Genomic DNA, 25,951 nt, shown 5'->3' on the forward strand with positions numbered 1-25,951 from the left:
TGCCATAAAGTCATTAATTGGTTTTTGGTAAAATATTTGTATTTTAGATAAAGAAATAAATGATAAATGCTATCATTATTTGAATTTGAGATACAAAAATTATGGATTATAAGTTTTCACAAGGTTTGAGCCAAGTATTCAAACAAAGCAAAAATGAAGCAAAGCAGCTGAAAAGTGAATTTCTTAATACAGAACATCTACTTTTAGGTATTATAAAAACGGAAAACTCTGCGAAAGAAATCCTTCAAAACCTCAATGCCGATTTAACACAGATTAGAAGAAAAATAGAAACTTTCAATACAGCTAGTTTAAATCCTATTTCTGAAGAAGTGACGAATATCTCTTTCACGAAAATGGCAGATCATGCTATAAAACGTGCAGAGCTAGAATGTCGCCAATATAAAAGCAACGAAATAAACACCGTGCATCTTCTTTTGGGAATTCTTTATAAATATGAAGACCCTACCTCTCATATTTTGGGAGCATATGATATAGATTATGAGAGTGTTTCTAAAGAATATCATATGATGTTGAAAAACTCTGGACAAGCACCACAGATGAGTGCTTATGACGATGATGAGGAAAGAGAAGATTTCGAGCAAATGAGAAAACCTACAGGAAATCTTGGAGCGGCAAAAAGTAAAACGCCTACTCTAGATAATTTTGGTAGAGATCTTACTTCATTAGCTAGAGATGGGAAATTGGATCCTGTAATTGGAAGAGAAAAAGAAATTGAGAGAGTTTCTCAGATTTTGTCTAGAAGAAAGAAAAACAACCCACTTTTGATAGGTGAGCCTGGTGTTGGTAAATCTGCAATTGCAGAAGGATTGGCATTGAGAATTCAGCAGAAAAAAGTGTCGAGAGTTCTTTTTGGTAAAAGAGTTATTACCTTAGATTTAGCTAGTCTTGTTGCGGGAACAAAATACCGTGGACAATTTGAGGAAAGAATGAAAGCCATCATGACAGAATTGGAGAAAAACCGAGATGTCATCTTGTTCATAGATGAGCTACACACTATTGTTGGCGCTGGAAGTTCTACTGGAAGTTTGGATGCTTCTAATATGTTTAAACCAGCCTTGGCAAGAGGCGAAATACAATGTATTGGTGCCACTACACTAGACGAATACCGCCAATACATCGAGAAAGATGGAGCTTTGGAAAGAAGATTCCAAAAGGTAATGGTGGAGCCTACCTCTATAGAAGAGACTGTTTTGATTCTGAACCAAATAAAAGATAAATATGAAGAACACCACAATGTAATTTATACTCCAGAGGCTATTAATGCTTGTGTTAATTTGACTTCAAGATACATCACAGATCGTTTCTTACCAGACAAAGCTATTGATGCGATGGATGAAGCGGGTTCTCGTGTTTACATTAAAAACATGAAGGTTCCTACTGAAATTATCGACTTTGAAAAGAAAATTGAAGACATCAAAGAGCTGAAACAAAAAGCAGTGAAAGCCCAAGATTATCTTGAAGCTAGAAAACTGAAAGATGAGGAAGAACGTCTACAGATGGAACTAAATTCTGCTCAAGACCAATGGGATAAGGATGTAAAAGAGAAAAAAGAAACCGTATCTGAAGAAAGTGTTGCAGAAGTAGTATCTATGATGAGCGGTGTGCCAGTAACCAAAGTAGGGAAAAATGAGCTTGATAAATTGGCTCATATGGATGCCAACCTAAATGGTAAAGTAATTGGACAAGAAGATGCCGTGAAAAAAGTGGTAAAATCTATTCAAAGAAACAGAACTGGACTTAAAGATCCAAATCGTCCTATCGGTACTTTTATCTTCCTAGGAACAACTGGTGTGGGTAAAACTGAATTGGCAAAAGTAATGGCTCGTGAACTTTTTGATTCTGATGAAGCATTAATCAGAATTGATATGAGTGAGTATATGGAAAAATTCGCTGTTTCTAGATTGGTTGGTGCGCCTCCAGGATACGTTGGATACGAAGAAGGTGGTCAGCTTACAGAAGCCGTAAGAAGAAAGCCTTATGCAGTTGTACTTTTAGATGAGATAGAAAAAGCGCATCCAGATGTATTCAATATTTTATTACAAATATTAGACGAAGGGCACGTTACAGATAGTTTGGGTAGAAAAATAGATTTTAGAAATACCATTATCATTCTTACTTCAAACATCGGAACTAGAGATATCAAAGACTTTGGTGATGGTGTAGGATTCGGAACTAATGCCAAAAAATCTAACTCGGACTCTAGAACTAGAGGTACTATAGAAAATGCCTTGAAAAAAGCATTTGCTCCAGAATTCTTGAATAGAATTGATGATATTGTAATCTTCAACTCTTTGGTACAAGACGATATCAAAAAAATTATCGATATCGAACTCAACAAATTGTACACAAGATTGGCAAAATTGGGCTACAAGGTTGATCTTACCAATGAAGCTAAAGATTTTATATCAGAAAAAGGTTGGGACAAAGACTTTGGTGCTAGACCTCTAAAAAGAGCGATTCAAAAATACATTGAAGATCTATTGGCAGAAATGCTTGTCAATAAACAATTGAATGAAGGTGAAACAGTCATTCTTGATTTAAATGAAGCAAAAGATGGTCTTATGGGTAAACCTCATAAAACTAAGAAAACGGCAGCCGAGAAAACGCAACAGTAATACGTTTTAAATATAAATACTAAGAAAGCATCGGGAAATTCTCGATGCTTTTATATTTTCTACCATAATAGTACCCTTCCCAACATTAAAGTCCCACGACAAAACCAATATTAGGAACCAATCCGCCAGAGAAAATACTATTATTTTCTTTATAGAGTACATTATACATTACCCCTAATTGAAGATAAGAATTGTTGCCAATTTTTTGCATATAACCTCCTCCCAAATACAGAGCTGTTTCTTCTGCAGTTGCTTTATAATCGTAATATTTATCTTTATAATTGATAAAATAGTGTTGTAAATTTCCACTTATATAAAAAGATCTTGCGATATAATAATTCACAAAAGGTCCTACGCCAACCATGGTAGATTTATAATAATCAGATGATTGCCAGTTTACACTACCCATTACACCAGCTTCTAGATCATTTGTAAGGCGGTATCCTACTCTTGGCGCCACTTCAAAACCAAATGATTTGTTGCTTCCAAAGTTGAGTCCCAAACCTCCACCAAAAGTCCATTTGTTATTAGAAACGGTGGGTGTAGATAAAGAGACTTGTGCATAAGATAACCCGAATAGAAAGGGTAAAAGGAAAATAGCTAATTTTTTCATACAATTGTTTTTTTCGATGTCTAAAATAATCATTTTTTTACGAATATTATTAATTGTATTTTTGCACAATCAAACTAAGAACTCCCGTGAAGAGTTTCGTAAAATTGAAAGATAATGAAAGTAGTAGTTGGCCTTTCTGGAGGCGTAGATTCTAGCGTAACAGCCTATTTGTTACAGCAACAAGGTCACGAAGTGGTGGCTTTATTTATGAGAAATTGGAACGATGCTTCCGTTACTTTGGAAGACGAGTGTCCCTGGATAGAAGACAGTAACGATGCTCTAATGGTTGCCCAGAAATTGGGAATTCCGTTTCAGGTGATCGATATGAGCGATCTTTATAAAGAACGTATTGTAGACTATATGTTCGATGAGTACCAAAAAGGGAGAACCCCAAACCCAGATGTTTTGTGTAATAGAGAGGTGAAATTTGATGTTTTTATGAAAACAGCAATGGCTCTAGGTGCAGACAAGGTGGCAACGGGACATTATGCCCAAGTAAACTCCACTATAGACGAAAATGGGAAAGAAATTTTCCATCTTTTGGCAGGGAAAGATAACAACAAGGACCAATCTTATTTTCTTTGTCAACTCAGCCAAGAACAATTATCCAAAGCGTTATTCCCCATCGGAGAGCTTACAAAGCCTCAGGTAAGAGAGATTGCCAAAGAAATTGGTTTGGTAACAGCTGATAAAAAAGATTCTCAAGGATTGTGTTTTATTGGGAAAGTGAGCCTTCCGCAATTTTTGCAACAGCAGCTAAAACCGAAAGAAGGAGATATAGTAGAAATCTTCAAAGATTCTCCACTTTTTGCACAGCAAATTCCCAATTTTTCTTCAAAACAAGAAGAACTGAACTATCTGTCTCAAAAAATCAATTATAAAAAAGAAGATGGTAAAGTAATAGGAAAACACCAAGGTGCGCAATTTTTCACCATTGGTCAGAGCAAAGGATTAGGAATTGGCGGACACAAAGAAAGCTGTTTTATCGTCTCTAGAGATATGGAAAACAATATTATTTTTGTGGGAGAAAGCCACAGTTTCCCAGGACTGCACAAACGTGCTTTGAAGATAGATAATGCCGAACTTCATTGGGTAAGAGAAGATCTAAGATTGAAGAATGGAGAAACCATGGACGTAATGGCAAGATTCAGATACAGACAAGATTTGCAAAAAGCGACTTTATACCAATTTGAAGATGCGTTTTTTGTAGAATTCGAGCAGCCACAATCTGCCATTGCAGAAGGGCAATTTGCAGCGTGGTATTTGGGCGAAGAACTGATTGGAAGCGGAGTAATTTCTTAATCCATTTTCATATAAATAGAAGAACCGAAGCTCTAAAGTTTCGGTTCTTTTTTTGTTTAAATTTAAAATAAAACAACTCTAATTTATTTTTAGCTTACCAACCATTCTTTAAAATCCTTCACACGATCTCTGCTCACCGTAATTTCATCTGTAGGCTGAACGCTAAGTTCTACTTTGTAAACTGGAGATGTATGTATATTTTTGATGAAGTTTGAATTGATCATAAACTGCCTATTCACCCTGAAAAATAGTTTTGTATCCAATAATTCTGCCAATTCGTCTAGTGTATAATCTGTAGGATAAGCGCGCTCTTGCGTTTGCAAATACACAATTTTATTTTCACTATAAAAGCAACTTACTTCGTTGGTTTGAACAATTTTTAGATTGTATCCTATTTTCACTAAAATTCTCGTGAGAGCAGGTTTATTTTCTTTTCTTCCCAGTTTTCACCCAATACAAAGATCTGTATTGCGTGGATGGATAATCCTAATCCCCAACCTAGCATTGGCCAATAAAACCACCAATATGAAGGCGAACTAAGGTAATTGACAACAGCTAGAAAAGGTATTATTAAAGCATATGCTGTAAGACTTCCGTAGAAGTTCTTTATTGTTTTTACTCTTCTAGAAGCTTTTCTGTAAGCTAAATTTTCTTGAATTTCTGTTAAATTTTCCATTGTATTTTGTTTTTGATGAAGCAAATGTAGAACGGCAACTTTGGTTTTTCAATTTAGTTTCACCGAACGGTTATTTTTTGCTACTGAATGGTAAAAATTCTATTTTAATAGATAAAAGGAATTAGTTTTTTGGTAGTTTTCATATAGCTCTTATATTCGTTACCCAATTTTTCTTGAAGAAGATTTTCTTCAATTTTTATACGATAAGAATAGGCAAGAAATGTAGGTACTATAATGACTATCAAAGAAATACAATTATTTAGAAATAAACCTAAACTTAAAAATGTAATTAAAGAAAATAAGTACGAAGGATGTCTTATAAATCTATAAAAACCATCCTTTTTTATCGAGTGATTATCTTTTATACTTACATCAACTGTGAAAAATCTCCCTAAAGCTCTAATGATGAAATATCTTGCTAAAATGCTCGCAAAAATTAAAATAAGAGCAAAATAAGATAGCGTTATACTTTGGTAAATGGGATTAGAAATAATGTGCGAAACGGTAACAGCCGAGAAAATGGATACCATAAATACAGTCCAAAGAATATTGACGGAAAACCCTTGCTCCTTGTAATCTGTTGCTTTAGAAAGTAAAGTTTTTTTGTAAAATAATTCTGAGACAAACCACAAGATCATTAGAACGTAGAAAAGCACGATAATAGTATTCATAACAGTGTAACTTTTTTTGATTAATAACTAAATTCACTATCAAAATTATACAAACTGCTTCCTATCAACTATTCTAGTCTACCGAACCGTAGAAAATCTAAACTGAACCGTAGAATTATTTTTTCTTCATTAATTCTCTTATCTTTTTTTCCTCCCAAGTAGATCCAATAGCAAACACGCGCATGCCATGAGTAATTAGACCAATTCCCCAGCCGAACATGACATAATGAAACCATATTTTATCAGGATTTTTTATTAGATTAAAGATGATTATAAATGGAATAATAATACAGTAAGAAATAAGATTGCTGTAGAATTTTTTTATTTCCTTCATTCTTTTTTGAGCTTTTTCAAAAATTTCTTTGTCTGATACTTCAGGCTCCTGAACTTTTACTTTACTCTCCAAAATAGGAAGTTTTATGGCAAATGTATCTTCAGATTTTTCTATAGAAATAGCTCTCTCACTGAGCAAAGAAAAACGTTGTGCGATATTAGACAATCCAATTCCGGTACTTTCTTGAAATTGTTCTCTTACTTGAAGGTTATTTTCTACAATCAACATTTCTTTTTGCGTAAATATTTTTATATGCAAAGGCCTCGCAGACGTTGCAAAATTGTGTTTGATGCAGTTTTCTAATATCAACTGCAAAGAAAGTGGTACTACATATCTTTTATAATCTCTTTCGTCAATTTCAAAAACAAAATCTACACTGTCTTCGAATCTTGTTTTAAGCAAATCGCAATACGTTTTGGCAAATTCTATTTCTTCCTCTACCGTCACCAGTTCTTTATCTTTTTGTTCGAGAACATATCTGTAAACTTTGGACATAGAAGCGGTAAATTTCTGAGCCTGAACCGGATTTTCATCAATGAGCGCGCTTAAAACATTAAGAGAGTTAAACAAAAAATGAGGGTCGAGTTGGTTTTTTAAGCTTTCGAACTGTGCATTAGCCGATTTGGCAATAATTTTTTGCTCCACAACCTCCTGTTTTGTAGATTTTTTAAGCTCTACCATGAAACTTTTGGCATGAAGAAATGCAGAAATCAACAATGCAAAATTGATCATAAACCAATTGCTAAAATTATACTTCCCAGATAGAAAATCCTCTAATGTCCCATCTTTCTGAATTATTACATAATTGATATAGTTACATAGATATATTAATAAACAATTGACTAAAATAATAGCTAGAACACTAATAATTGCTCTTTTTTTGGTTGCATGTACCCAAGGCAATTTTTTATTGAGATAATCGTTTACAATACCATTACCGATACCTATTGTAAAAGTATATAGACAAGATATTGCTATGCTTAAAATAAAGGTTTTAAATGATTTCTCTTGCAAAAAAATAAGAAATTGAAACACTCCAAACCCAATAGATACATATAGTAATGCCAAGTAATTTTTTCTATTCATGTTAAATTTTCATTAGGCTAAATTAGACTTAAATTTAAATTTTTATATGAAAAAATTAACCGAATGGTAATATAACATTGCTAGATCGTAGTACAAAAAAATGCCACTCGCTTTGAGTGGCATTCTGTATAAAATTATTTTTTATTAGGCATTTCAGAGATAATATTCATTGCTTCCTGCAGATAGATATCTTTCTTTAGATTTTTCACCCACATTTCAGATTTTTTCTTGAAGGCTTCATCTTTTTTCTCTCTTTCTATTTCGCTTGGGAACATGGTAAATTTCAATCCATTTTCGAACTTGGTAAGCGACTTGAATTTCTCAATCTGCGCCTTTCTTTGCTTCATTAGTTCATTAAATTTGTTGATGTTCAGCGTAATATTTTCTTCTTTATCCAACTGCTCTCTCCACTGTGCAGATTCTAGCAAGAGTTGATAATTGGAATTTTTCGCCATCCTTTCTGCGCTTGTTTTTTCCAAAGCTTTGATATCAAAATAATTCAATTTTTGGAAGTTTGCACTTGGAATTTTGTCCCAAGCCAATGCATGATCGTCATAGCGCTCTCCAACCTCAGCGTATGTGAAGAAATCTTTCATCTTTATGTCCGACTCTGTTCCTTTTCTCTGAGTAGATTCTCCCGTAATTCGATAGAATTTCTGAATGGTCAATTTTAAAGATCCAAAATCATCTTCTGTATTTAAGAATCTGTTTAGGTCTACAAATGTTTGTACGGTACCTTTACCAAAAGATTGAGGCGAACCGATAACCACGGCTCTTCCATTATCTTGCATTACACCAGCCAAAATCTCTGATGCAGAAGCAGACAATTCATTTTGCATAATCACCAACGGACCATTCCATATTGGAGTTTCATTTTTATTTTTTAGGGTCTGAATTTTTCCATTCCCATCTTTCACTTGTACATATGGTCCCGCACTCATGAATAAGCCCATAATATCACCTACTTCAGTAAGAGAACCACCACCGTTATTTCTAAGATCCAGCACTACTCCTTCTATGCCTTGTGCTTTTAGTTTGATAATTTCATTTTTAATATCATCAGAAGCATTTCTACCACCATTTTCTTTATCGAATTCTACATTGAAACCTGGTAGGCTAATAAATCCGTATTTCTTACCATTAGCCGCATTTACTACAATACTTCTAGCATACGTATCTTCTATTACTACCTCCTCACGGATCATAGTGACTTCTTTTATCGTCCCATCATTCTTTTGTACCGTAAGCGTTACAGGAGTTCCTTTTTCACCTCTTATCAAACGTACAGCTTCATCAGAAAGCATTCCTACTACGTTTACAGCATCATCTTTTGGTTTAGATTTTACTTTAAGAATTTTGTCTCCTTCCGTGAGTTGTTTAGATTTCCAAGCGGGTGCACCAATAGTAAGTGCTCCTAATTGTAGATATCCTTTTTTCTCTTGTATAATAGCTCCAATACCAATCACTTTACCTGTAAACTGAGTATCGAAATCCTCCTTATCTTTTGGAGAATAATAGTTAGTATGCGGATCGAATACCTCTGTATAAGAGTTCATATAGACGGTAAACCAATCCATCTTCTTTCTCTTTTTGAATCTTGTAAATGTTTCTTTTACAAGATCTTTCACTTCATTTGTTGCTTTTTCTATTTTTTGATCTTGCGTAAGAATTTTCAGCTTTATGGTATCATTAAGTTTAAATTTAATTACAGAATCTTTTTTCTCTTTTTGCGCCTGCTCCTTGCTATTTAAAGTTTCCACTTCTTGCAGTATATTGTACTTAATAAACTTCTTCCACTCATTATACTGCTCCTGCTTGTTTGCAGGATTTTTTTTTAATTTTGTTTCCAAAGTAAGTGTTTCATCTTCTTGCATATCGATAGGCTTATTGAAGATATCTTGTGTCATCTTATCTATTTCATCAACTCTTTGGTATAGTCTATCTACTGTCAATTTATAGAAAGTAAGATCTCCCAAATTCAGGTAATCGTCTAGCTTTGTTTCATGTTTTTGAAACTCCTCCATATCCGACTGTAAAAAGTATCTTTTTGCAGGATCTATCAACTCAAAATAATGCTTATATACATCTTTAGAGTAAGCATCATTAATCGGTTTTGGGCTATAATGTAAGTATGAAAGTGTGTTTTTGACACTTACCATTATCGTTTGCATCTTTTCGTCATCATTTTTAGGTGAATTGAAGCAAAACATAAGACTTGTTAATGGTATTAGGAGTAAAAATTTATTGAGTTTAAAATTTTTCCACATATAAATGTAATGTATATTATTAATTTTTTTTCTTTAAATTAAATTAGTAGCACTAATTAATTTAGTGTTACAAACTATCAAATTTAAGACCTTATTTATAAATATCAGATACTTTTCAGTAATTTTGTTAAAATTAAAAGTTTTTATGGAAAGACCGCTTATACTAGTAACGAATGATGACGGAATAACTGCTCCGGGAATAAGAAATCTTGTAGAGTTCATGAACGAGATTGGTGATGTAGTAGTGGTAGCACCCAACTCCCCACAAAGTGGAAAAGGACACGCCATAACTATTAATTCTACGCTTAGCTTCGAAGAAGTAACGCTAGATGGACCGCAAAAAGACTACTCTTGCAGCGGAACTCCTGTAGATTGTGTGAAAATGGCTTTGGACAAAATCTTAACGAGAAGACCCGATATTGTAGTTTCTGGTATCAATCATGGTTCTAATTCTTCCATCAATGTTATCTATTCTGGGACGATGTCTGCCGCTGTAGAAGCAGGTGTAGAAGGTTTGCCAGCCATAGGATTCTCTTTGCAAGATTTTTCTTGGGATGCAGATTTCAAACAAGGCAAAAAATTCATTCAAGATATCGTAAGAAAAACGTTGGAAAACCCAATGCCAAAAGGTATTGTATTGAATGTAAATATTCCGAAACTTACAGTCAGTGATATAAAAGGAATTAAAGTTTGTAAACAAGCTAATGCAAAATGGGAAGAAAGCTTCGACGAAAGAGTGAATCCTCATGGTAAAAAGTACTATTGGCTATCCGGTTATTTCAATAATATGGATACTTCAGAAGATGCAGACGAAACAGCTCTTACGAACGGTTATATCTCTATCGTACCAGTAAAGTTCGATATGACTGCATATGAGTATATGAATACTCTGAATGCAGTAATGAATTCTTAATTTTATTTTAAAATAATTAATTAAAATCAAGATAAAATTTGATTGATAATGGATAGCTATAGAGATTATCTTGCCCATGCAGGTATTAGAATGTCTAATGAAGATTGGGCAATATACGAACCGAGAATTATTCGACAAGAGTTTAAAAAAAATGATATCATCATAAAACAAGGACAGACCGAAAATTTTCTTTCTATTGTCACCAGCGGTATTGCTCGTTTTTTTATAGAAAAAGAAGATAAAGATGTAACCCTGAATTTTATTTTTGAAAATAATTATTTGAGTTCCTATGAATCTTTTTTAACGAGAACGCCTAGTCCTTATACGATAGAAGCCCTTACGGATGTTGTGCTTTGGAGATCTTCTCATGAGAGTTTTTTATATTTTTTTAATCATACACAAATTGGAAACTACTTGGGAAGGATATCAGCAGAAGGATTATACTTAAAAAAAGCAGAAAGGGAAATCTCTTTCCTTACAGAAACGGCTGAAGAAAGATACCTGAATCTAATGAAACAAGACCCAATGTTGCTACAAAAAGTGCCTCTGAAATATATCGCTTCTTATATTGGTATTACACCACAAGCACTAAGTAGAATAAGAAAACGAATTTATTAACCCAGGTTCAGTAGTTTGTAATGTGATATTTCTATTTTTGCAATAGAAATTATTTCTAAAAAAACAAACACGCAAATGACATTTAAAAGGTTTTGAAGCAATTCGGAACCTTTTTTTTTATAAATAATAATAATAATAGCTGATGATATTTTTTTTAACTACCTGAATTTATTAACCTAGGTTCAGTACATTTTGGTAATATCTATCTAATTTTGCAAAAGAAATTATTTCTGAACACAAACACACAAATTGATGAAAACTAAAAAGGTTTTGAAATATTCAAAACCTTTTTTTTGTTAAACTGTTTCTAAAAAATAAAAAATTTGATTTTAAAACTAATAGCGTTTATTAACCCAAGTTCAGAAATGTCTTATGTTATCCTATTATCTTTGCATCAGAAATTTTTTCTGAAAAAAAATAATTGCAGCACGCTAGAATAACGGAATTGCATCAGAATTCTTGTATAGAAATTACAAAATGGTAAAAATCCTATTTATTATAGCCTACTTTATTTATTAACCAAAGTTCATTTCTACATAACTAAATTACTTTATTTTTGCATTAGAAATTATTTCTAAAAACACACACAAACTGATGAAAATTAAAAAGGTTTTGACATTGCTCAAAACCTTTTTTTATGTGTTAAAATAACACTCTATCATCCTTTCTAAGTTCCTCCAAATATTCTTTTTTATTATCTCTATAAAAGAGATTCATGGTTTCAAAAGGGATCATTTTTAGATCTTTATTCACAATATGAACACAAGATTTTTTAACGGCGCGGACATCAAAATCGTGCGCATCCATAAAATTCATAATGATTATTCTAAACAAATTATCGTAGTCTAAATTGGGCGCCGAAACATTTGGCAAACAACACAAAAGTTGGTTGAACTTGGGTTGCACTTTCTCTACAGAAATTCCTGTACTGAAAATATCCAAAAGCTGCATTTGCAATCCTTCATCTTGCTCATAGACAATCGTATTTTTAGTTTCATTATTCAACAGATCTGCAGGATTGATATATCTCGTCAGCGGTATGATTTCTCCTTCCAACTTTAGTATATATCCCATTGCCAAAGCATCAGGATTACATGGTACAGGAATAATATCATCTCCATTTAAAAGAGGAAATTGTTTTAAAATTTCTTGACGAACTTCTGTAAGTGTTATTTTTTCATCTGCTGAGTCGTCCCTATTTCTTCCTGCTACTTCTACCGGCTGAAAGGTAATTCCACGAACACACTTTTGCTTGAGTGCAAAGTCTATTAATTGTCCTATTTCTTCAATATTTTTATCTTTTTGAAGAACAATCACTAATGTTGTCGATAGATTAAGCGAATTGAGTTTCTCTAAAGCTTTCATTCTTACATCCGTCAAATCTTTACCTCGAAAATCTTTTAGTACTTCAGGATTAAAAGAATCATACTGAAGATAAATTTCAAATTCTGGAGCATAAGTCGCCAATTTTTCAGCAAAACCAGGATCATTCGCAATACGAATTCCGTTGGTATTCAGCATCAGATGTTTAATAGGTTTAGTCTTTGCAATATCCATAATCTTGAAAAATTCTGGATGTATAGTAGGTTCTCCTCCACTTATCTGTACCACATCTGGCTCACCTTCATTTTTCACTATGATATCGAACATAGCCTCAATTTCTTCCAAAGTTCGATGGCTTCCGTAATGAGGCGAAGACATAGCATAGCATGTAGGACACGTAAGATTACAACGATCCGTAACTTCTACAATACTCAAACAACTATGCTGCTCGTGGTCTACACACAAACCACAATCATAAGGGCAACCAAATTCTACATCTGTCCCAAAATGAACAGGCATTTCTGATGCTTTATTGTAGTTTCTAATATTTTTATAATAATCTACATCAGTTGCAATTTTAGTTTTGAAAAAACCATGATCTGGACATCTTTTTGTCATGAATACAGCTTCATCATCAATAATAATCTTCGCACCAACTCTCTTTAGACATTCTGGGCAAAGACTTATTGTATAATCGTAATAAGTATAATTTCTTACTGGCATAATTTAATTTTTATGATCCTCCGCAAATCATTCCGCTTATCAATCCGCAAATGATCATAGTGATAATTACGGTTTGCCAAAACTGACTTTTTGAAAATTTTTTTCCGTCTTTACTTTCGTAGATTAATTTTGCGATAACACCTATAAATAGCCCAATACCTAAAGCTACTCCAGCAATGATTAATATAATCATAATCACAAGACCGCCTAGATTGCCAACTTCTAAAAGGGTAAGAATTTTCATTGTGTCTGTATTTTTTTATGATTAAATAAATTTTCATTTTTCGTTATATAAATGTAATAAATTATTACACATAAACTCACATATTGTATCGTACTAAGATGAGCAAATATATCAACCTTAGGTTTTATAAAATCTAAACAAAATCTAAATGCAAAATAACTCACCATGAAAAGTTGGAAAGCAAAACCTGAAGGGTATATTTTAGAGTTTATTATTCTTTTCAAAAAAAACCATAATAGGACTAAAAAAGCGATTTCGTATAAAGCCACAGGATGCCTTAGATATTGGTCACCCAAATGCATCCCAAAAATAGATTGTGTGGGTAAGCCATACGTTTCTTCATAAATACCCGTAAAAAAACATCCAATTCTCCCAATGATCATTGCAAGAAGTAACGGAAAAAGTATCATATCTCCTGTACTTTCTTTATGTCCTACAATTTTTTTTGCTAACTCTACCCCGATAAGTCCAAATGCTAATCCTCCTACAATTGTATTATTGGTCCAAAATCTTTTTAAACTAAATGGTTCGTAAAATAACGTATGTGGGTTTTCTAGATTCCCAATAAACTTTGATCCGAAAAGTGCGCCTGCGGTAGCACCAATAAGGATGGCTGCCGAAATCTTAAAAGTGGTTTTACGAGGCTCTTTTCTTTTTAGATAATAGTAATATCGCATTGCCATAAAGATCCCAACAGACTCTATGACAGGGTGCGCTAATATCGTTTTACCAAAAATATCGAAAGTTAAAGGAAAATCCATACTTCCAAAAGTAACAATTATTTGATATTAATGTTTACTTTTAATTGAAATCAAATTACAAACTTTTATGAGAATAGAATATGATATTAAATTGGGCTTTAAGGACGTAATGTTTCGTCCGAAAAGATCTACTCTAAAATCTAGATCCGAAGTAAATTTGGACAGAGAATTTACCTTTCTACATACCAAAAAGAGATGGAAAGGCGTTCCCATCATTGCTGCAAATATGGATACGGTAGGTACTTTTGAGATGGCAATAGAACTTGCAAAAGAAAAAATAATTACAGCCATCCATAAGCATTACACCATAGAAGAATGGGCAGAATTTTTAAAAGATAAAGATCAAAATTTTCATCAATATATCGCCTTGAGTACAGGAACTGGAGAAAAAGATGAAGAAAAATTGAAAAAACTACTGCACAATCATCCTCAAATTGAGTTTTTGTGCATTGATGTTGCCAATGGATATTCTGAGCATTTTGTTCAATTTGTAAAAAAAGCGAGAGTCAATTTTCCTGATAAAATAATTTTTGCAGGTAATGTGGTAACAGGTGAAATGGTAGAAGAACTTCTTTTGGCAGGCGCTGACATTATAAAAGTGGGCATTGGTCCTGGTTCTGTTTGTACTACAAGAGTAAAAACGGGTGTAGGCTATCCACAACTTTCTGCGGTGATAGAATGTGCAGATGCTGCCCATGGTTTGAAAGGTCATATTATTGCTGATGGTGGATGCAAAGTTCCGGGAGATGTTGCTAAAGCTTTTGGTGGCGGAGCAGATTTTGTGATGCTTGGTGGTATGTTTGCGGGTCACGATGAAAGTGGCGGCGAAATCATAGAAGAAAATGGTAAAAAATTCAGATTATTTTATGGAATGAGTTCTCAAACTGCTATGGATAAGCATTCTGGCGGCGTTGCAGAATATAGAGCCTCTGAAGGTAAAACAGTGAAAATTGCTTACAAAGGTGCTGTTTCTAAGACGATAAAAGATATTTTGGGTGGCGTACGATCTACTTGTACTTATGTGGGAGCACCAACTCTAAAAGAATTATCGAAAAGAACTACTTTTATAAGAGTACAGGAACAAGAAAATCAAATTTATAATTTATAATTTATAATTTATAAAAAAAATGCCGAGAATTATCTCGGCATTTCTATTTAATGTAACTCAATTTTTTAGTTTAAAACTCCGAATTTTCCTGCTTGGAAATCTTCAAAGGCTTGTGCTAACTGATCTTGTGTATTCATTACAAACGGACCATAGTGCGCAATTGGCTCATTTAAAGGTTCACCACTTAATACCAAAACCAAAGTTTTTTCTGAAGTCGCTTTTAAAGTAAAAGTATCTCCCACGTTATTTTCAAACATGGCAAAACTGTCTTTATTCATTTCCTGAGAATCATTTACCAATACAGAACCTTCAATGATTAAGATTGCAGTATTATAATCATTTGGAAAAGTAAAATCTGCAAAACCATCTTTATTTAATTCTACATTAAACAAATGAATTGGAGAAAATGTAGTTCCCTTACCTTGAAGTCCTTTATACTCTCCAGCAATTATTTTTACTCTGCCTCCGTTGTTTTCCAAAGGATATTCTGTCATTTCATTATAAATCAATTCTTGGTATTTCGGCGTTGTTTCTTTATCTTTTGCAGGCAAATTTACCCACATTTGTACCATCTGAAACATTCCTCCAGCTTGTGACCATTCTTTTTCGTGGTGTTCTTTATGCAAAATTCCAGATCCAGCTGTCATCCATTGTACATCGCCTTCTTTTATAACGCCATGATTTCCTCTACTATCCTCATGTTCTATATTTCCTTTATAAGCCAATGTTACTGTTTCGAAACCTTTGTGAGGATGCGCACCTACACCTCTAGGAATTTTTTTTGCCTCAAAATGAATATCTGCATTGTATCCAAGTGCAAAAAAAGGATCCATACGTCTTCTGGTAATTTCTCTTCCTATAAATGATGTCGTATAAAATGCATCGCCCACCCAATTGAAAGATTCTGGTTTTAGTATTTTTTCTATATTTCTAGTACTCATAATGTTAAGTTTTAATTTATAATCAAATTTACGAAGTATACTAATCAGTTTCACTACAGATTACTTTCTGGTAACTAGTAACTTGAATGTAAGTTTAAATAAGATTACTTACGGCAGAAATTATATTTGGAAACTTAAATTGATATCCCGCTTCTATTATTTTTTTCGAAACTAAATGTTGTCCATCAAATGCAGAAATAGGTTCATTACTAGTTCCTAATTGATGAGCAATAGCTTTGAAAATATCACTTTGTGAAGCTGGTTCTGGCGCCACACAATTGTATACACCATCTAGTTGATGTTCCACAGCAAACGCAAAAATACCCGCCATATCTTCTACATGATTCCAAGGCACGTAGCTATCCTGATTTTGGTTGACTAACTTTGGATTACTTTCTACCATATTTTTATACATTGGAAAAATTCCTCCCTCATTTCCTAGCACTAAAGCTACTCTTATTTTAGCTACATTTTCTGCTCTATTTTCTTTTTTAAATTGGTCTGCTGCCAATTCCCAATCGCGAGACAATTCGGCTGCAAAACCATGCCCGAATGCTCCATTCTCATCAATCTCTAATGTATTATCAGAAAAGCCATAATATCCAATAGCAGATGCAGAAACAAATGATTTTATCGTTTGATTTCTTTTCTTCAGTGTTTCTAGTATGAGATTGGCAGCGCCTATTCTACTTTCGTAGATTATTTTTTTCCTATCTTCGGTAAGTGGCGTTCCATCATTGAGCTTAGCTCCTGCTAGATGTACAATATAACTCACATCATCAAATGCTGCTTCGTCTATTGTATTGCGGTGTGTATCCCAAAAATATTCGGTACTCATTGTTGGTTTTCTGGTAAGGAACTTAATGTGATATTGATTTTGTAAAATTTTTATTAAATGATTAGCGATAAAACTATTCGCTCTTGTGATTAATATGGTCTCTTTCATTATATTGCAATATTTTGTGGATGTAGTTTGAACGGTCTAAAATAACTCAAAAAAAATTATATTTGCTATCAGTTACTTATTTGTAACTAGTAACCTCAGAGAAAGTGAAAATATGAAAAAAGTAACTAGCGACCCACCTGCTTGCACGGGAAATGTATTGGCAATGCGAGATACATTAGATATTCTTGGCGGAAAATGGAAATTAATCATCCTACATTATCTTACCTACAGAGATTCGGAGATTAATACTTTCAAAAAAATAGAAAGAGATATAGAAGGAATTTCTTCTAAAGTGCTTTCTAAAGAATTGAAAGATCTAGAATTAAATAAACTTGTCATCCGAGAAGTACAGAATACAAAACCAGTCTCTGTAAAATATTCTATCTCTGAATATGGAAAATCTACCGAAACTCTCATTTTACAAATAGTAAATTGGGGCAAAAAACATCGCATAAAAATGATCAAAGAAACCCTATAAAGTATAGATTTGAATTATTTTTTATTAGATTTAATTCTAAAATTTATAAGTTTCATAGGCTTTTTTACACAGTCAGCGTGTAATAACGTAATTATTTTAATCATAAAACTGAAAAAGCTATTTAATTTCGCTAATGTAACCTACTGTTAGTTAGCACATTAAAAATTAAGGGGTTTCTTGAGGGGCACAAATTTTGCACGAACTATGAAAATTCGTTCTCTTTGTGATGTCAAAAACACAAATGACGGAAAAAAAATAATCTCTGGATATAGAATGTTGAGCTTCATTTTAATTCAGGGATTTTTTTGTTAAACTCGTTACTATAAAACAACATAATTTTATTTTTTCTGGATTGTTAAGATTATGCTTTTTCAAAAAAAATATACTCGTGATTTCTTTTCAGTTTCGCTCATCAATAATTGTATCAAACGTACTCTTTTTGCCTTAAGTTCATTTATTATTTTTTAAGTTTCCATATTAATAACTAAAAATTAAAATTTTTAGTTTATATTCACGGAAAATAAATTTATTGATTTTACATTTTTATCATCAATATTATATTATTATCATTAAAATTAATATAATATTTCATTAATTTGGTTTTAAAAATTAAAATAAATAATTAAAAGAATGAATTCTCTAAAGTTATTTAAAGTAGTAATATTGAGCTTCCTATTGTGGAGTTCCCTTCTATATTCTCAGTCTACACAAGACATAGACCAACTTATTAATAAGACCAGCCAACTGCATAATGAAGGAAACGCACGGGATTTCATAGAAAATACAAAAAATATTGTCACCTATTCAGAGAATATTCAATATGAAAAAGGTCTTAGCTACGGATACTACAATTTGGCTACGTATTTTTATGATAATGCTAAATTTAGGCAAAGCATTAACTATGCAAAGAAAGCAAATCAGTACACAAGATTTTTAAAAAATGATAAAACCCATGCATCCAAAATTTATGCACTATTGGGGGGTAACTACTTGCTTTTAGAACTGTACACTCTTTCTAGTAAAAGCTACAACAAATCTCTAGAAATCCTAAAAAGTAAAGGAAAAAAAAACGCACAAGACTATCTTACAGAAAGCTCCAACTATAGCAATATGAGCTATCTCTATGAAAATGTGGATATGCCAGATTCTATGTATTTTTATCTTAATAAGGAAAAAGCAATACTTCAGAAAATACCCGATACAGGTGCAGCTATCCAAAATGGTTGTTCATGCCTTGGCTTTGGTAATTACTATATTAACCAATATAAACTAGATTCTGCAGCATATTATTACACTAAGTCTTTGGATTATATTGATAATAAAAAGCACCCATGCAAAATAGAAGCTCAAATAGGGCTTGGTAATGTATACGCGAAAAAAAAAGATAGTGAGAATGCCTTTACATATTACCAATTGGCATCAGAGGGCTTTGAAAATAATAATTTTCCTGATATACAGAGTGAGCTTTTTAAAAAAATGGCAGAACTCCATATTGCCCAAAACAATTTTTCGGAAGCTAAACACTACCAAAATTTATATCGTGAAATCCATGATAAATTAGATACTAGGATAAAACAAGAAAGAGATTATGTACTCAATGAGGCGATGTTAGAAGAGCGCGAGAGTCATGAGAAAGATGCATTAACTGTCAAAATAATAACTCTTATCGTTATCATTACTCTTATATTAATCACTATTTTTGTGATTCATCTTGTAAAGAAATATCGATCTAAAAACCAAAAAGCGATAGAAATTACAGAGCAACTTCTCTCGGAGCAAGAAATACATCTGCAAGAGAAAATCTTGATGGAAATGAAGGTAAACGAAGCTTTTGACGAGATCATAATTCTTGCGAAAGAAAATAGCCCAGAATTTTTCACTCGTTTTCAGGAAGTTTATCCGAAATTTAGCATAAAAATGCTTGATATCAATCCGAAATTTAAGGTATCAGAGCTTACATTTGCTGCCTATATTTATTTAGGTTTTAATACAAAAGAAATAGCCGAATATACCTTCAAGGCGGTAAAAACAATAGAAAACAACAGGTACAATTTAAGAAAAAAATTGAAACTCTCTCCAGAGAAAGATTTACAAATTTGGATCCGAAATTATATTGAAAGTTAGCGCAAAAAAACTCTTCTGTAGGATGCAGAAGAGTTTTTTTTTATTTAAAAAAGTATTAGGTAAGCATTCCACCATCTACGTTCAATACTTGTCCAGAGATATAAGAAGACATTTCGCTTCCGAAGAATACACAAGCATTAGCTACATCTTCTGGCTGTCCGCCCCTTTTCAAAGGAATTCCTTCTCTCCATCCTTGTACAGTTTTTTCGTCTAAAGCAGCCGTCATTTCTGTTTCTATAAATCCTGGAGCAATAGCATTACATCTGATGTTTCTAGAACCCAATTCTAAAGCGACAGACTTTGTAAAACCAATAACTCCTGCTTTTGATGCTGCATAGTTGGCTTGTCCTGCATTTCCTTTTACTCCAACTACTGATGTCATATTGATAATAGAACCTGCTTTTGCTTTCATCATGGGCTTTATCACCGCTTTTGTAAGGTTGAACACAGAATCTAGATTTACTTTAATAATGGTATCCCAATCATCTTTAGACATTCTCATCAATAGGTTGTCTTTGGTAATCCCTGCGTTGTTTACCAAGATATCAATCTTGCCAAATTCTGCCATTACTTCGTCTACTAATTTTTGAGCTGCATCATAATCTGAAGCGTCAGATTGATATCCTTTGATCTCTGTTACAGAACTTAAAGCAGTTTCTAATTCTTTGGCTTTTTCTACAGAACCAGCGTAGGTAAAGGCAACCTTTGCCCCTTGTTGAGCAAACATTTCGGCAATACCTTTCCCAATTCCTCTTGTAGCTCCGGTAATTAAGGCTACTTTTCCTTCTAATAATTTCATATGTATGATCGTTTATTTCTAAGTGAATATTATAAGCTAAAAGCTGTATAAAAGACCGCAAAGATAGGTATAAATTGTATTTTTCAGAATCTAAAATTAAAGACTTAAAACTAACTATTTTAAAGCATTATTAACGATGAGAACGATTTCGCCTTTCAAGGTTTTACTTTTAGAGAACGCTATCAATTCATCTATAGTTCCTCTTTTGGTCTCTTCGAATTTTTTTGAAATTTCTCTACTCAAGCTCGCTTTTGTTTCCTCACCAAAGAATTCTTTTATTTGCTCCAAAGTTGTATTGATTTTGTGAGGACTTTCGTACAAAACAATAGTTTTCTTCTCTTCTGCAAGTTGCTTTAACTTGGTTTGTCTCCCTTTTTTGGGTGGTAAAAAGCCTGCAAATAGAAACTCATTATTAGGCAATCCAGAGACTACCAAAGCTGGTATTAATGCTGTTGCACCAGGTAAGCAAATCATTTCTATCTGATGATCTGATCCAGCTTTTGCTAGTAAATATCCCGGATCAGAAATTCCTGGCGTACCTGCATCTGTGATAATAGCAACGCTTTGGCCACTTTGCAAATCTTGTATGACTTTTTCAGTCATCTGATGCTCGTTATGGAGATGATAAGACTTCAATGGTTTTGAAATCTCGTAATGCTTTAATAGCACGCCCGAAGTCCTCGTATCTTCGCACAATATATAATCTACCTCTTTTAAGACTTTAATCGCCCTGAAAGTCATATCTTCTAAGTTACCAACGGGTGTGGGAACGAAATATAGGATTCCACTCAAAATTATAAAAATTTATTTTCTACTAATATCCATAATCTCTGCGCGTATTCATCTGCTTTCCCCCAATCTTTGGCGTAATACAAATCGCTCAGATACTCTTTTGCCTCTTCTATGTTTTTACAATTATTCAACTCGAATACTGCGTAATTTAGTTCAGATTGGCTGCCTCCAAACAGCATTTTTGTAAATGCCATCCTATCATTAAGGTCTAATCTAAATTCTTTTTTAGTTTTTACAGGTTCAGCGCCATCTGATCCTTTGGAAAGCGCAGGGCTTTCGTGTACAGATTCTATTGTTGGAGGTTGGTGATTGTCATCTGCCTTACCATATTCTTCTTCTGAAGGTGTGGAATTAGGTTTTAGACCTTTTATATTGGCTAATTTTATTCTTCTTTCTTCCTGAGAATCTTCAGAATCATCAGAATAATGAGTTTCTGCAAGAATTTCAGAAACTACCTCCACACATTCTTCTTCTGCCACATTTTCAGTACCTTCTTCTGCCACATTTTCAGTACCATGAGACATTGCCCAAAATTCTTCAGATGTCATCTCTTTCTGTGGTTCTGTATCCTTTTTTATTTCAGATAAAATACTATCAATAGTAGAATTTTCGGTAACCATTTCATCCTGATGATTATTATAATTCTTAGTATATTCTTCTTCTTCTAACTCCTCTGTAGCTTCAGGGAGTGTTTCAGATTTAAAATTATTATCATCAATAGAGGTATTTCCAGGTTCCGAATTCGTCAAACCATCCTCATCTTTTGTTGATAGTTTTTTTTCTTCAAAAACTACATTATCCAATTGCTGGATTTCTATCGGATTTGCTAAAATTTCTTCCTCAATTACTTCTTCTTCTGGCTCAGAATTATTTAAGATTCTATCTTCGTCCACAAAACTTAAAAGGTCATGTTTTTCTTCAGAAAATTCTTCATTATGACCAATTTCATTTAGCTCATTATTAAAAATTGCCTCCTCTTCTAGGTCAAAACTTGTAATATGATTACATATTTCGTCTATTTCGTTCAGCTGATTATTGAAAATAGCTTCTTCTTCTTCTACTTCTGTTGAAAAATCTTGAGAAACAAAACTAGTAACCTGATTAGAGAAATTTATTTTTTGATCTGATAATATTAAATCATCATTAGAGTAATAGTGTATCTTATCATTTAAAATCTGTAAGAAAGAAACCCTCTCAGCAAGCTCATTAATAAGGTTTTGCTTAGAAATTAATTCGTCAACTGTGTTTATTTTTTCAAGAATTTTAATCATATTCTTGGATTCAAAAAAAACCTTTTCGTTTAAATCTTGGATGTTTTGCATAGAATAATCTTATTAAAATTGCTTACTTTTGATGTTAAAATATTACGGCTAAAATAACAAATGTTTTTAGAAAATACAATTAATCATTCCAAACAAAGTGGATGGATGGAAGTAATTTGCGGCTCTATGTTTTCTGGTAAGACAGAAGAGCTTATAAGGAGACTTCGCAGAGCAGAGATGGCAGGGCAAAATGTGGAAATTTTCAAACCCAAAACAGATACAAGATATTCTGATGAAGATGTAGTATCTCATAACAAAAATAAGATAAGAAGTACAGCAGTAGAGACTACAGATGAAATAATTTTATTAGGATCTAATTGTGATGTAATAGGGATTGACGAAGCTCAATTTTTCGACGAAAGTATTGTAGAGGTAGCCAATCAGCTAGCGAATAATGGCGTGCGTGTAGTTATTGCAGGTTTGGATATGGATTTTCTTGGAAGACCATTCGGACCGATGCCCAATTTGATGGCTACCGCAGAATATGTCACAAAAGTGCATGCAATTTGCAAGAGAACTGGTAATCTAGCTAATTATTCTATGAGAATATCTGAAGGAAATAACTTGGTAGAATTGGGAGAAACCGATATTTACGAAGCAGTGAGCAGAAGAGTTTTTATTGAAGAAGTACTATCTAAGGTAAATAAATAGAAAGTAAATTATTCCATATCTCTCTTTTTAGCAATTAGAAAACTAAAAATCATCCATTCCCGAAAATCTTAGATTTTCGGGAATAATTAAAATAAATTGATATATAAATAGTATTGTTACCTATCTTTATTAAAAGATAAAGTACCAATCTTGTATATAAGAAAAGGCACCGATGAATTATACAATCAAACAAATTGCCACAATTACCAATTGCCAAATCATTGGCGATGAAAATACCAATATCAAGAATATCGCTTTTGATAGCAGAATCATCTATTCTACCAAAAATACTGCTTTTATAGCCATCAATACACCAAAAAATAATGGCGAAAAATATATAGAGTCTGCAATAGGAAAAGGCATAAATATCATCATATCTGAACATTATTATCCGGAATTTAAAAATATAAACTGGATCATTGTAGATAATTCTATTGAGTTTTTACAAAAATTAGCTCATTTTCATTTTTCTAATTCTAAGATTAAATCTATAGGAATAACAGGAAGTAATGGTAAAACAATTCTTAAAGAATGGCTCTATCAATGTTTGTGGAATGAATTGCCCATCGTAAAAAGCCCTAAGAGTTTCAATTCTCAGATTGGTCTTCCGCTGTCTTTGTTACAAATAAAAGATGCTCATCAATTGGGTATTTTCGAAGTCGGAATTTCTCAGCCTCATGAGATGGAAAAATTGGAAAATATCTTCCAACCATCCATCGGATTGCTTACTCATATTGGGACAGCACACGCTGCTAATTTTTCCTCAGAAGAACAATTGATCGATGAAAAATTGCTTCTTTTTAGAAATTCGGAAATCGTTATTTTCAATGGAGACAATTCTTTAGTTTCAAAAAAAATAAAAGAAATATACGTCAACAAAAAGCTAATTTCTTATGGTTTTAAAAATCATAATGACGTTTTTATAAAAAGTGATATTTCAAAAAAAGAAGACATCATCGTAAGTTATTTTGACGAAGATATAAAATTTCCTGCGCAACAAAGAGACGAAGCTACATTAACAAATGTGATGGCTCTTATTACAGTTCTTAAACAATTATCTATCAGCAATGAGAAAATAGTAGAAAAGATAAATGCTTTAAAGGCAGTAGAAATGCGACTAGAAGCTGTGGAAGCAGTGCGAAATAATATCGTAATTAATGATTCATTCAACCTCGATCTGGATTCTCTGAAAACTGCTTTTCAATTTTTAAAAGAATACAATAAGCCTAAAAAATCTTTGGTACTTACCGATATTTTGGGAGTGAATTCTAATTTTCAAGAGTTGTACGAAGAAGTTTCCGATCTTGTAAATGAACAAAATTTCGATTCTGTTTTTCTAATTGGTGATACTATTACACAATTTTCTAATTTGTTTAAATCTAAAAATTTCACTTTTTCTAATACTGAAGAGTTGATTATAAGCAAGCGATTAACAGATATTGAAAATCAAATTATATTACTAAAAGGAGCTAGAAAATTTGAAATTGATCAACTGAAAGAACTTTTAGAACTTAGAAAACATGATACTATTTTAGAGGTAAACCTCAATGCAATTCTTCATAACATCAATTTTCACAAATCCTTATTGAAGCCTTCTACCAAAATGATGGCTATGGTGAAAGCCAATTCTTATGGTTTGGGAAGCTATGAAATATCAGAATTTTTACAACATCACCATATCGATTATCTTGGTGTTGCTGTAGCTGATGAAGGTGTAGAGTTGAGAAAAAAAGGAATCACAACTCCCATTATCGTGATGAATCCGGAGCAACATAGCTACGATTCTATTATACAATATAATCTAGAACCTGAAATCTATAGTTTCAGAGTTTTAGAAATGTTTTATGAAGCGGTACAAAAATCGGGTTATGAAGATCAATTTCCCATTCATATAAAACTGGAAACTGGGATGCATCGTCTGGGTTTCAAACAAAATGAACTGAAAGAATTATCAGATAATATTAGATCAAAAAATGTTAAAGTAAAAAGCATTTTCAGTCATCTTTCTTCTTCGGATGTTCCCTCGGAAAAAGAATTCACGTTGAAACAGCTTCATACCTTTAAAGAAAATTCAGATTTTTTAATCGATAATTTGGGCTATCAACCGATTAGGCATATCTTAAATTCTGCAGGAATCACTAGTTTCACCGATCATCAATATGAAATGGTAAGAATAGGAATTGGTATGCTTGGAGAATCTGCTTATCCTGAAATACAAAAAAAACTGAGACCTTGCGTAAGTTTTAAAACCGTAATATCCCAAATATCAGAAGTACAAATTGGAGAATCTGTAGGATACTCTAGAAAATATAAAACTAATCACACAACCAAAATAGCTACGATACCTGTAGGCTACGCAGATGGAATTCCTAGATTGATAGGAAACGAAATAGGTAATGTGGGCATCAATAAAAAATTGGCACCCATCGTTGGTAATATATGTATGGATATGATGATGATTAATGTAGATGGAATTCCGTATGTAAATGAAGGCGATACAGTAACAATCTTTAATACCAAACCAAGTCTTCGAGACTTTGCTGGCTATTGCAAAACCATTACCTATGAAGTGCTAACTTCTATCTCACCTCGGGTAAAACGGATCTATATAAAAGACTAAAAT

At 32.8% G+C, this 25,951-nt stretch carries 22 protein-coding genes and 1 pseudogene; 9 read left to right on the forward strand and 14 right to left on the reverse strand.

Features of this window, described 5'->3' with window-relative positions; genetic code table 11:
• The first annotated feature begins 101 nt into the window (after nt 1-101).
• The gene (locus ACKI42_RS07210) at nt 102-2,636 is read left to right on the forward strand and encodes an ATP-dependent Clp protease ATP-binding subunit (protein ID WP_407403928.1); all 2,535 of its coding nucleotides are present in this window, start codon (nt 102-104) and stop codon (nt 2,634-2,636) included.
• Nucleotides 2,637-2,721: 85 nt separating this feature from the next.
• On the opposite strand, the gene ACKI42_RS07215 is transcribed toward ACKI42_RS07210, so the two are convergent.
• The gene (locus ACKI42_RS07215) at nt 2,722-3,249 is read right to left on the reverse strand and encodes a hypothetical protein (protein ID WP_407403930.1); all 528 of its coding nucleotides are present in this window, start codon (nt 3,247-3,249) and stop codon (nt 2,722-2,724) included.
• A 114-nt stretch (nt 3,250-3,363) separates the two neighbouring features.
• Here ACKI42_RS07215 and mnmA point away from each other — a divergent pair, with 114 nt between their 5' ends.
• Entirely contained in the window at nt 3,364-4,551 is a 1,188-nt protein-coding gene (gene mnmA, locus ACKI42_RS07220) for a tRNA 2-thiouridine(34) synthase MnmA (RefSeq protein WP_407403932.1), read from the forward strand.
• A gap of 89 nt (nt 4,552-4,640) precedes the next feature.
• Here the strand turns inward: mnmA and ACKI42_RS07225 are convergent.
• The 5 genes and pseudogenes from ACKI42_RS07225 to ACKI42_RS07245 form a co-directional block, all read right to left on the reverse strand.
• Nucleotides 4,641-4,973 (reverse strand): annotated as a pseudogene (locus ACKI42_RS07225) (LytR/AlgR family response regulator transcription factor); the annotation flags it as partial.
• Complete coding sequence (locus ACKI42_RS07230) at nt 4,952-5,227, reverse strand: 2TM domain-containing protein (protein ID WP_407403934.1); 276 nt, start codon at nt 5,225-5,227, stop codon at nt 4,952-4,954. The pseudogene ACKI42_RS07225 and the gene ACKI42_RS07230, both read right to left, overlap by 22 nt.
• A gap of 104 nt (nt 5,228-5,331) precedes the next feature.
• Entirely contained in the window at nt 5,332-5,898 is a 567-nt protein-coding gene (locus tag ACKI42_RS07235) for a methyltransferase family protein (RefSeq protein WP_407403936.1), read from the reverse strand.
• Nucleotides 5,899-6,013: 115 nt separating this feature from the next.
• The gene (locus tag ACKI42_RS07240) at nt 6,014-7,318 is read right to left on the reverse strand and encodes a histidine kinase (protein ID WP_407403938.1); all 1,305 of its coding nucleotides are present in this window, start codon (nt 7,316-7,318) and stop codon (nt 6,014-6,016) included.
• 134 nt (nt 7,319-7,452) lie between these two features.
• Nucleotides 7,453-9,585 (reverse strand): carboxy terminal-processing peptidase, encoded by a 2,133-nt coding sequence (locus ACKI42_RS07245; RefSeq protein WP_407403940.1) that lies wholly within the window; start codon nt 9,583-9,585, stop codon nt 7,453-7,455.
• A 145-nt stretch (nt 9,586-9,730) separates the two neighbouring features.
• Between ACKI42_RS07245 and surE the strand changes: the two genes are divergently transcribed.
• A complete protein-coding gene (gene surE, locus ACKI42_RS07250; RefSeq protein ID WP_407403942.1) occupies nt 9,731-10,498 on the forward strand; it encodes a 5'/3'-nucleotidase SurE in 768 nt (255 codons plus the stop codon).
• Between the two features lie 48 nt (nt 10,499-10,546).
• Complete coding sequence (locus ACKI42_RS07255; RefSeq protein WP_407403944.1) at nt 10,547-11,116, forward strand: Crp/Fnr family transcriptional regulator; 570 nt, start codon at nt 10,547-10,549, stop codon at nt 11,114-11,116.
• Between the two features lie 642 nt (nt 11,117-11,758).
• Here the strand turns inward: ACKI42_RS07255 and ACKI42_RS07260 are convergent.
• The 3 genes from ACKI42_RS07260 to ACKI42_RS07270 are packed head-to-tail and all read right to left on the reverse strand — an operon-like array spanning nt 11,759 to nt 14,167.
• Nucleotides 11,759-13,162, reverse strand: a complete 1,404-nt coding sequence (locus ACKI42_RS07260; protein ID WP_407403946.1) for a radical SAM protein — start codon at nt 13,160-13,162, stop codon at nt 11,759-11,761.
• Nucleotides 13,163-13,172: 10 nt separating this feature from the next.
• Nucleotides 13,173-13,406 carry a hypothetical protein gene (locus ACKI42_RS07265; RefSeq protein WP_407403948.1) on the reverse strand — a complete coding sequence of 78 codons (234 nt, stop codon included), beginning with the start codon at nt 13,404-13,406 and terminating at the stop codon, nt 13,173-13,175.
• The gene (locus tag ACKI42_RS07270) at nt 13,403-14,167 is read right to left on the reverse strand and encodes a prolipoprotein diacylglyceryl transferase (protein WP_407403950.1); all 765 of its coding nucleotides are present in this window, start codon (nt 14,165-14,167) and stop codon (nt 13,403-13,405) included. The genes ACKI42_RS07265 and ACKI42_RS07270 overlap by 4 nt, the downstream gene beginning before the upstream one ends.
• 67 nt (nt 14,168-14,234) lie before the next feature.
• Here ACKI42_RS07270 and ACKI42_RS07275 point away from each other — a divergent pair, with 67 nt between their 5' ends.
• Nucleotides 14,235-15,275 carry a GMP reductase gene (locus tag ACKI42_RS07275; RefSeq protein ID WP_407403952.1) on the forward strand — a complete coding sequence of 347 codons (1,041 nt, stop codon included), beginning with the start codon at nt 14,235-14,237 and terminating at the stop codon, nt 15,273-15,275.
• A gap of 65 nt (nt 15,276-15,340) precedes the next feature.
• On the opposite strand, the gene ACKI42_RS07280 is transcribed toward ACKI42_RS07275, so the two are convergent.
• Nucleotides 15,341-16,216: a pirin family protein gene (locus ACKI42_RS07280; protein WP_407403954.1), complete on the reverse strand. Its 876-nt coding sequence runs from the start codon at nt 16,214-16,216 to the stop codon at nt 15,341-15,343.
• Nucleotides 16,217-16,310: 94 nt separating this feature from the next.
• A complete protein-coding gene (locus tag ACKI42_RS07285; RefSeq protein WP_407403956.1) occupies nt 16,311-17,162 on the reverse strand; it encodes an NAD-dependent epimerase/dehydratase family protein in 852 nt (283 codons plus the stop codon).
• A 112-nt stretch (nt 17,163-17,274) separates the two neighbouring features.
• On the opposite strand from ACKI42_RS07285, the gene ACKI42_RS07290 reads away from it, so the two are divergent.
• Nucleotides 17,275-17,640, forward strand: coding sequence for a winged helix-turn-helix transcriptional regulator (locus tag ACKI42_RS07290; RefSeq protein WP_407403958.1), 366 nt, complete (start codon nt 17,275-17,277; stop codon nt 17,638-17,640).
• A gap of 630 nt (nt 17,641-18,270) precedes the next feature.
• On the forward strand, nt 18,271-19,764 hold the full coding sequence (locus tag ACKI42_RS07295; protein ID WP_407403960.1) for a hypothetical protein: 1,494 nt from the start codon (nt 18,271-18,273) through the stop codon (nt 19,762-19,764).
• Between the two features lie 55 nt (nt 19,765-19,819).
• Here the strand turns inward: ACKI42_RS07295 and fabG are convergent, their stop codons facing one another.
• The 3 genes from fabG to ACKI42_RS07310 all read right to left on the reverse strand — a co-directional run bounded on the left by fabG (nt 19,820) and on the right by ACKI42_RS07310 (nt 22,626).
• A complete protein-coding gene (fabG, locus tag ACKI42_RS07300; protein WP_407403962.1) occupies nt 19,820-20,563 on the reverse strand; it encodes a 3-oxoacyl-[acyl-carrier-protein] reductase in 744 nt (247 codons plus the stop codon).
• A 114-nt stretch (nt 20,564-20,677) separates the two neighbouring features.
• Nucleotides 20,678-21,355 (reverse strand): 16S rRNA (cytidine(1402)-2'-O)-methyltransferase, encoded by a 678-nt coding sequence (gene rsmI, locus ACKI42_RS07305; protein WP_407403964.1) that lies wholly within the window; start codon nt 21,353-21,355, stop codon nt 20,678-20,680.
• 2 nt (nt 21,356-21,357) lie between these two features.
• Nucleotides 21,358-22,626, reverse strand: a complete 1,269-nt coding sequence (locus ACKI42_RS07310) for a hypothetical protein (protein ID WP_407403966.1) — start codon at nt 22,624-22,626, stop codon at nt 21,358-21,360.
• 111 nt (nt 22,627-22,737) lie between these two features.
• On the opposite strand from ACKI42_RS07310, the gene ACKI42_RS07315 reads away from it, so the two are divergent.
• Both ACKI42_RS07315 and ACKI42_RS07320 read left to right on the forward strand, forming a co-directional pair.
• Entirely contained in the window at nt 22,738-23,328 is a 591-nt protein-coding gene (locus tag ACKI42_RS07315) for a thymidine kinase (protein ID WP_407403968.1), read from the forward strand.
• A gap of 172 nt (nt 23,329-23,500) precedes the next feature.
• The gene (locus ACKI42_RS07320; protein WP_407403970.1) at nt 23,501-25,948 is read left to right on the forward strand and encodes a bifunctional UDP-N-acetylmuramoyl-tripeptide:D-alanyl-D-alanine ligase/alanine racemase; all 2,448 of its coding nucleotides are present in this window, start codon (nt 23,501-23,503) and stop codon (nt 25,946-25,948) included.
• Nucleotides 25,949-25,951 lie beyond the last annotated feature (3 nt).

The organism is Chryseobacterium sp., assembly GCF_045629545.1.
GTDB lineage: Bacteria > Bacteroidota > Bacteroidia > Flavobacteriales > Weeksellaceae > Chryseobacterium.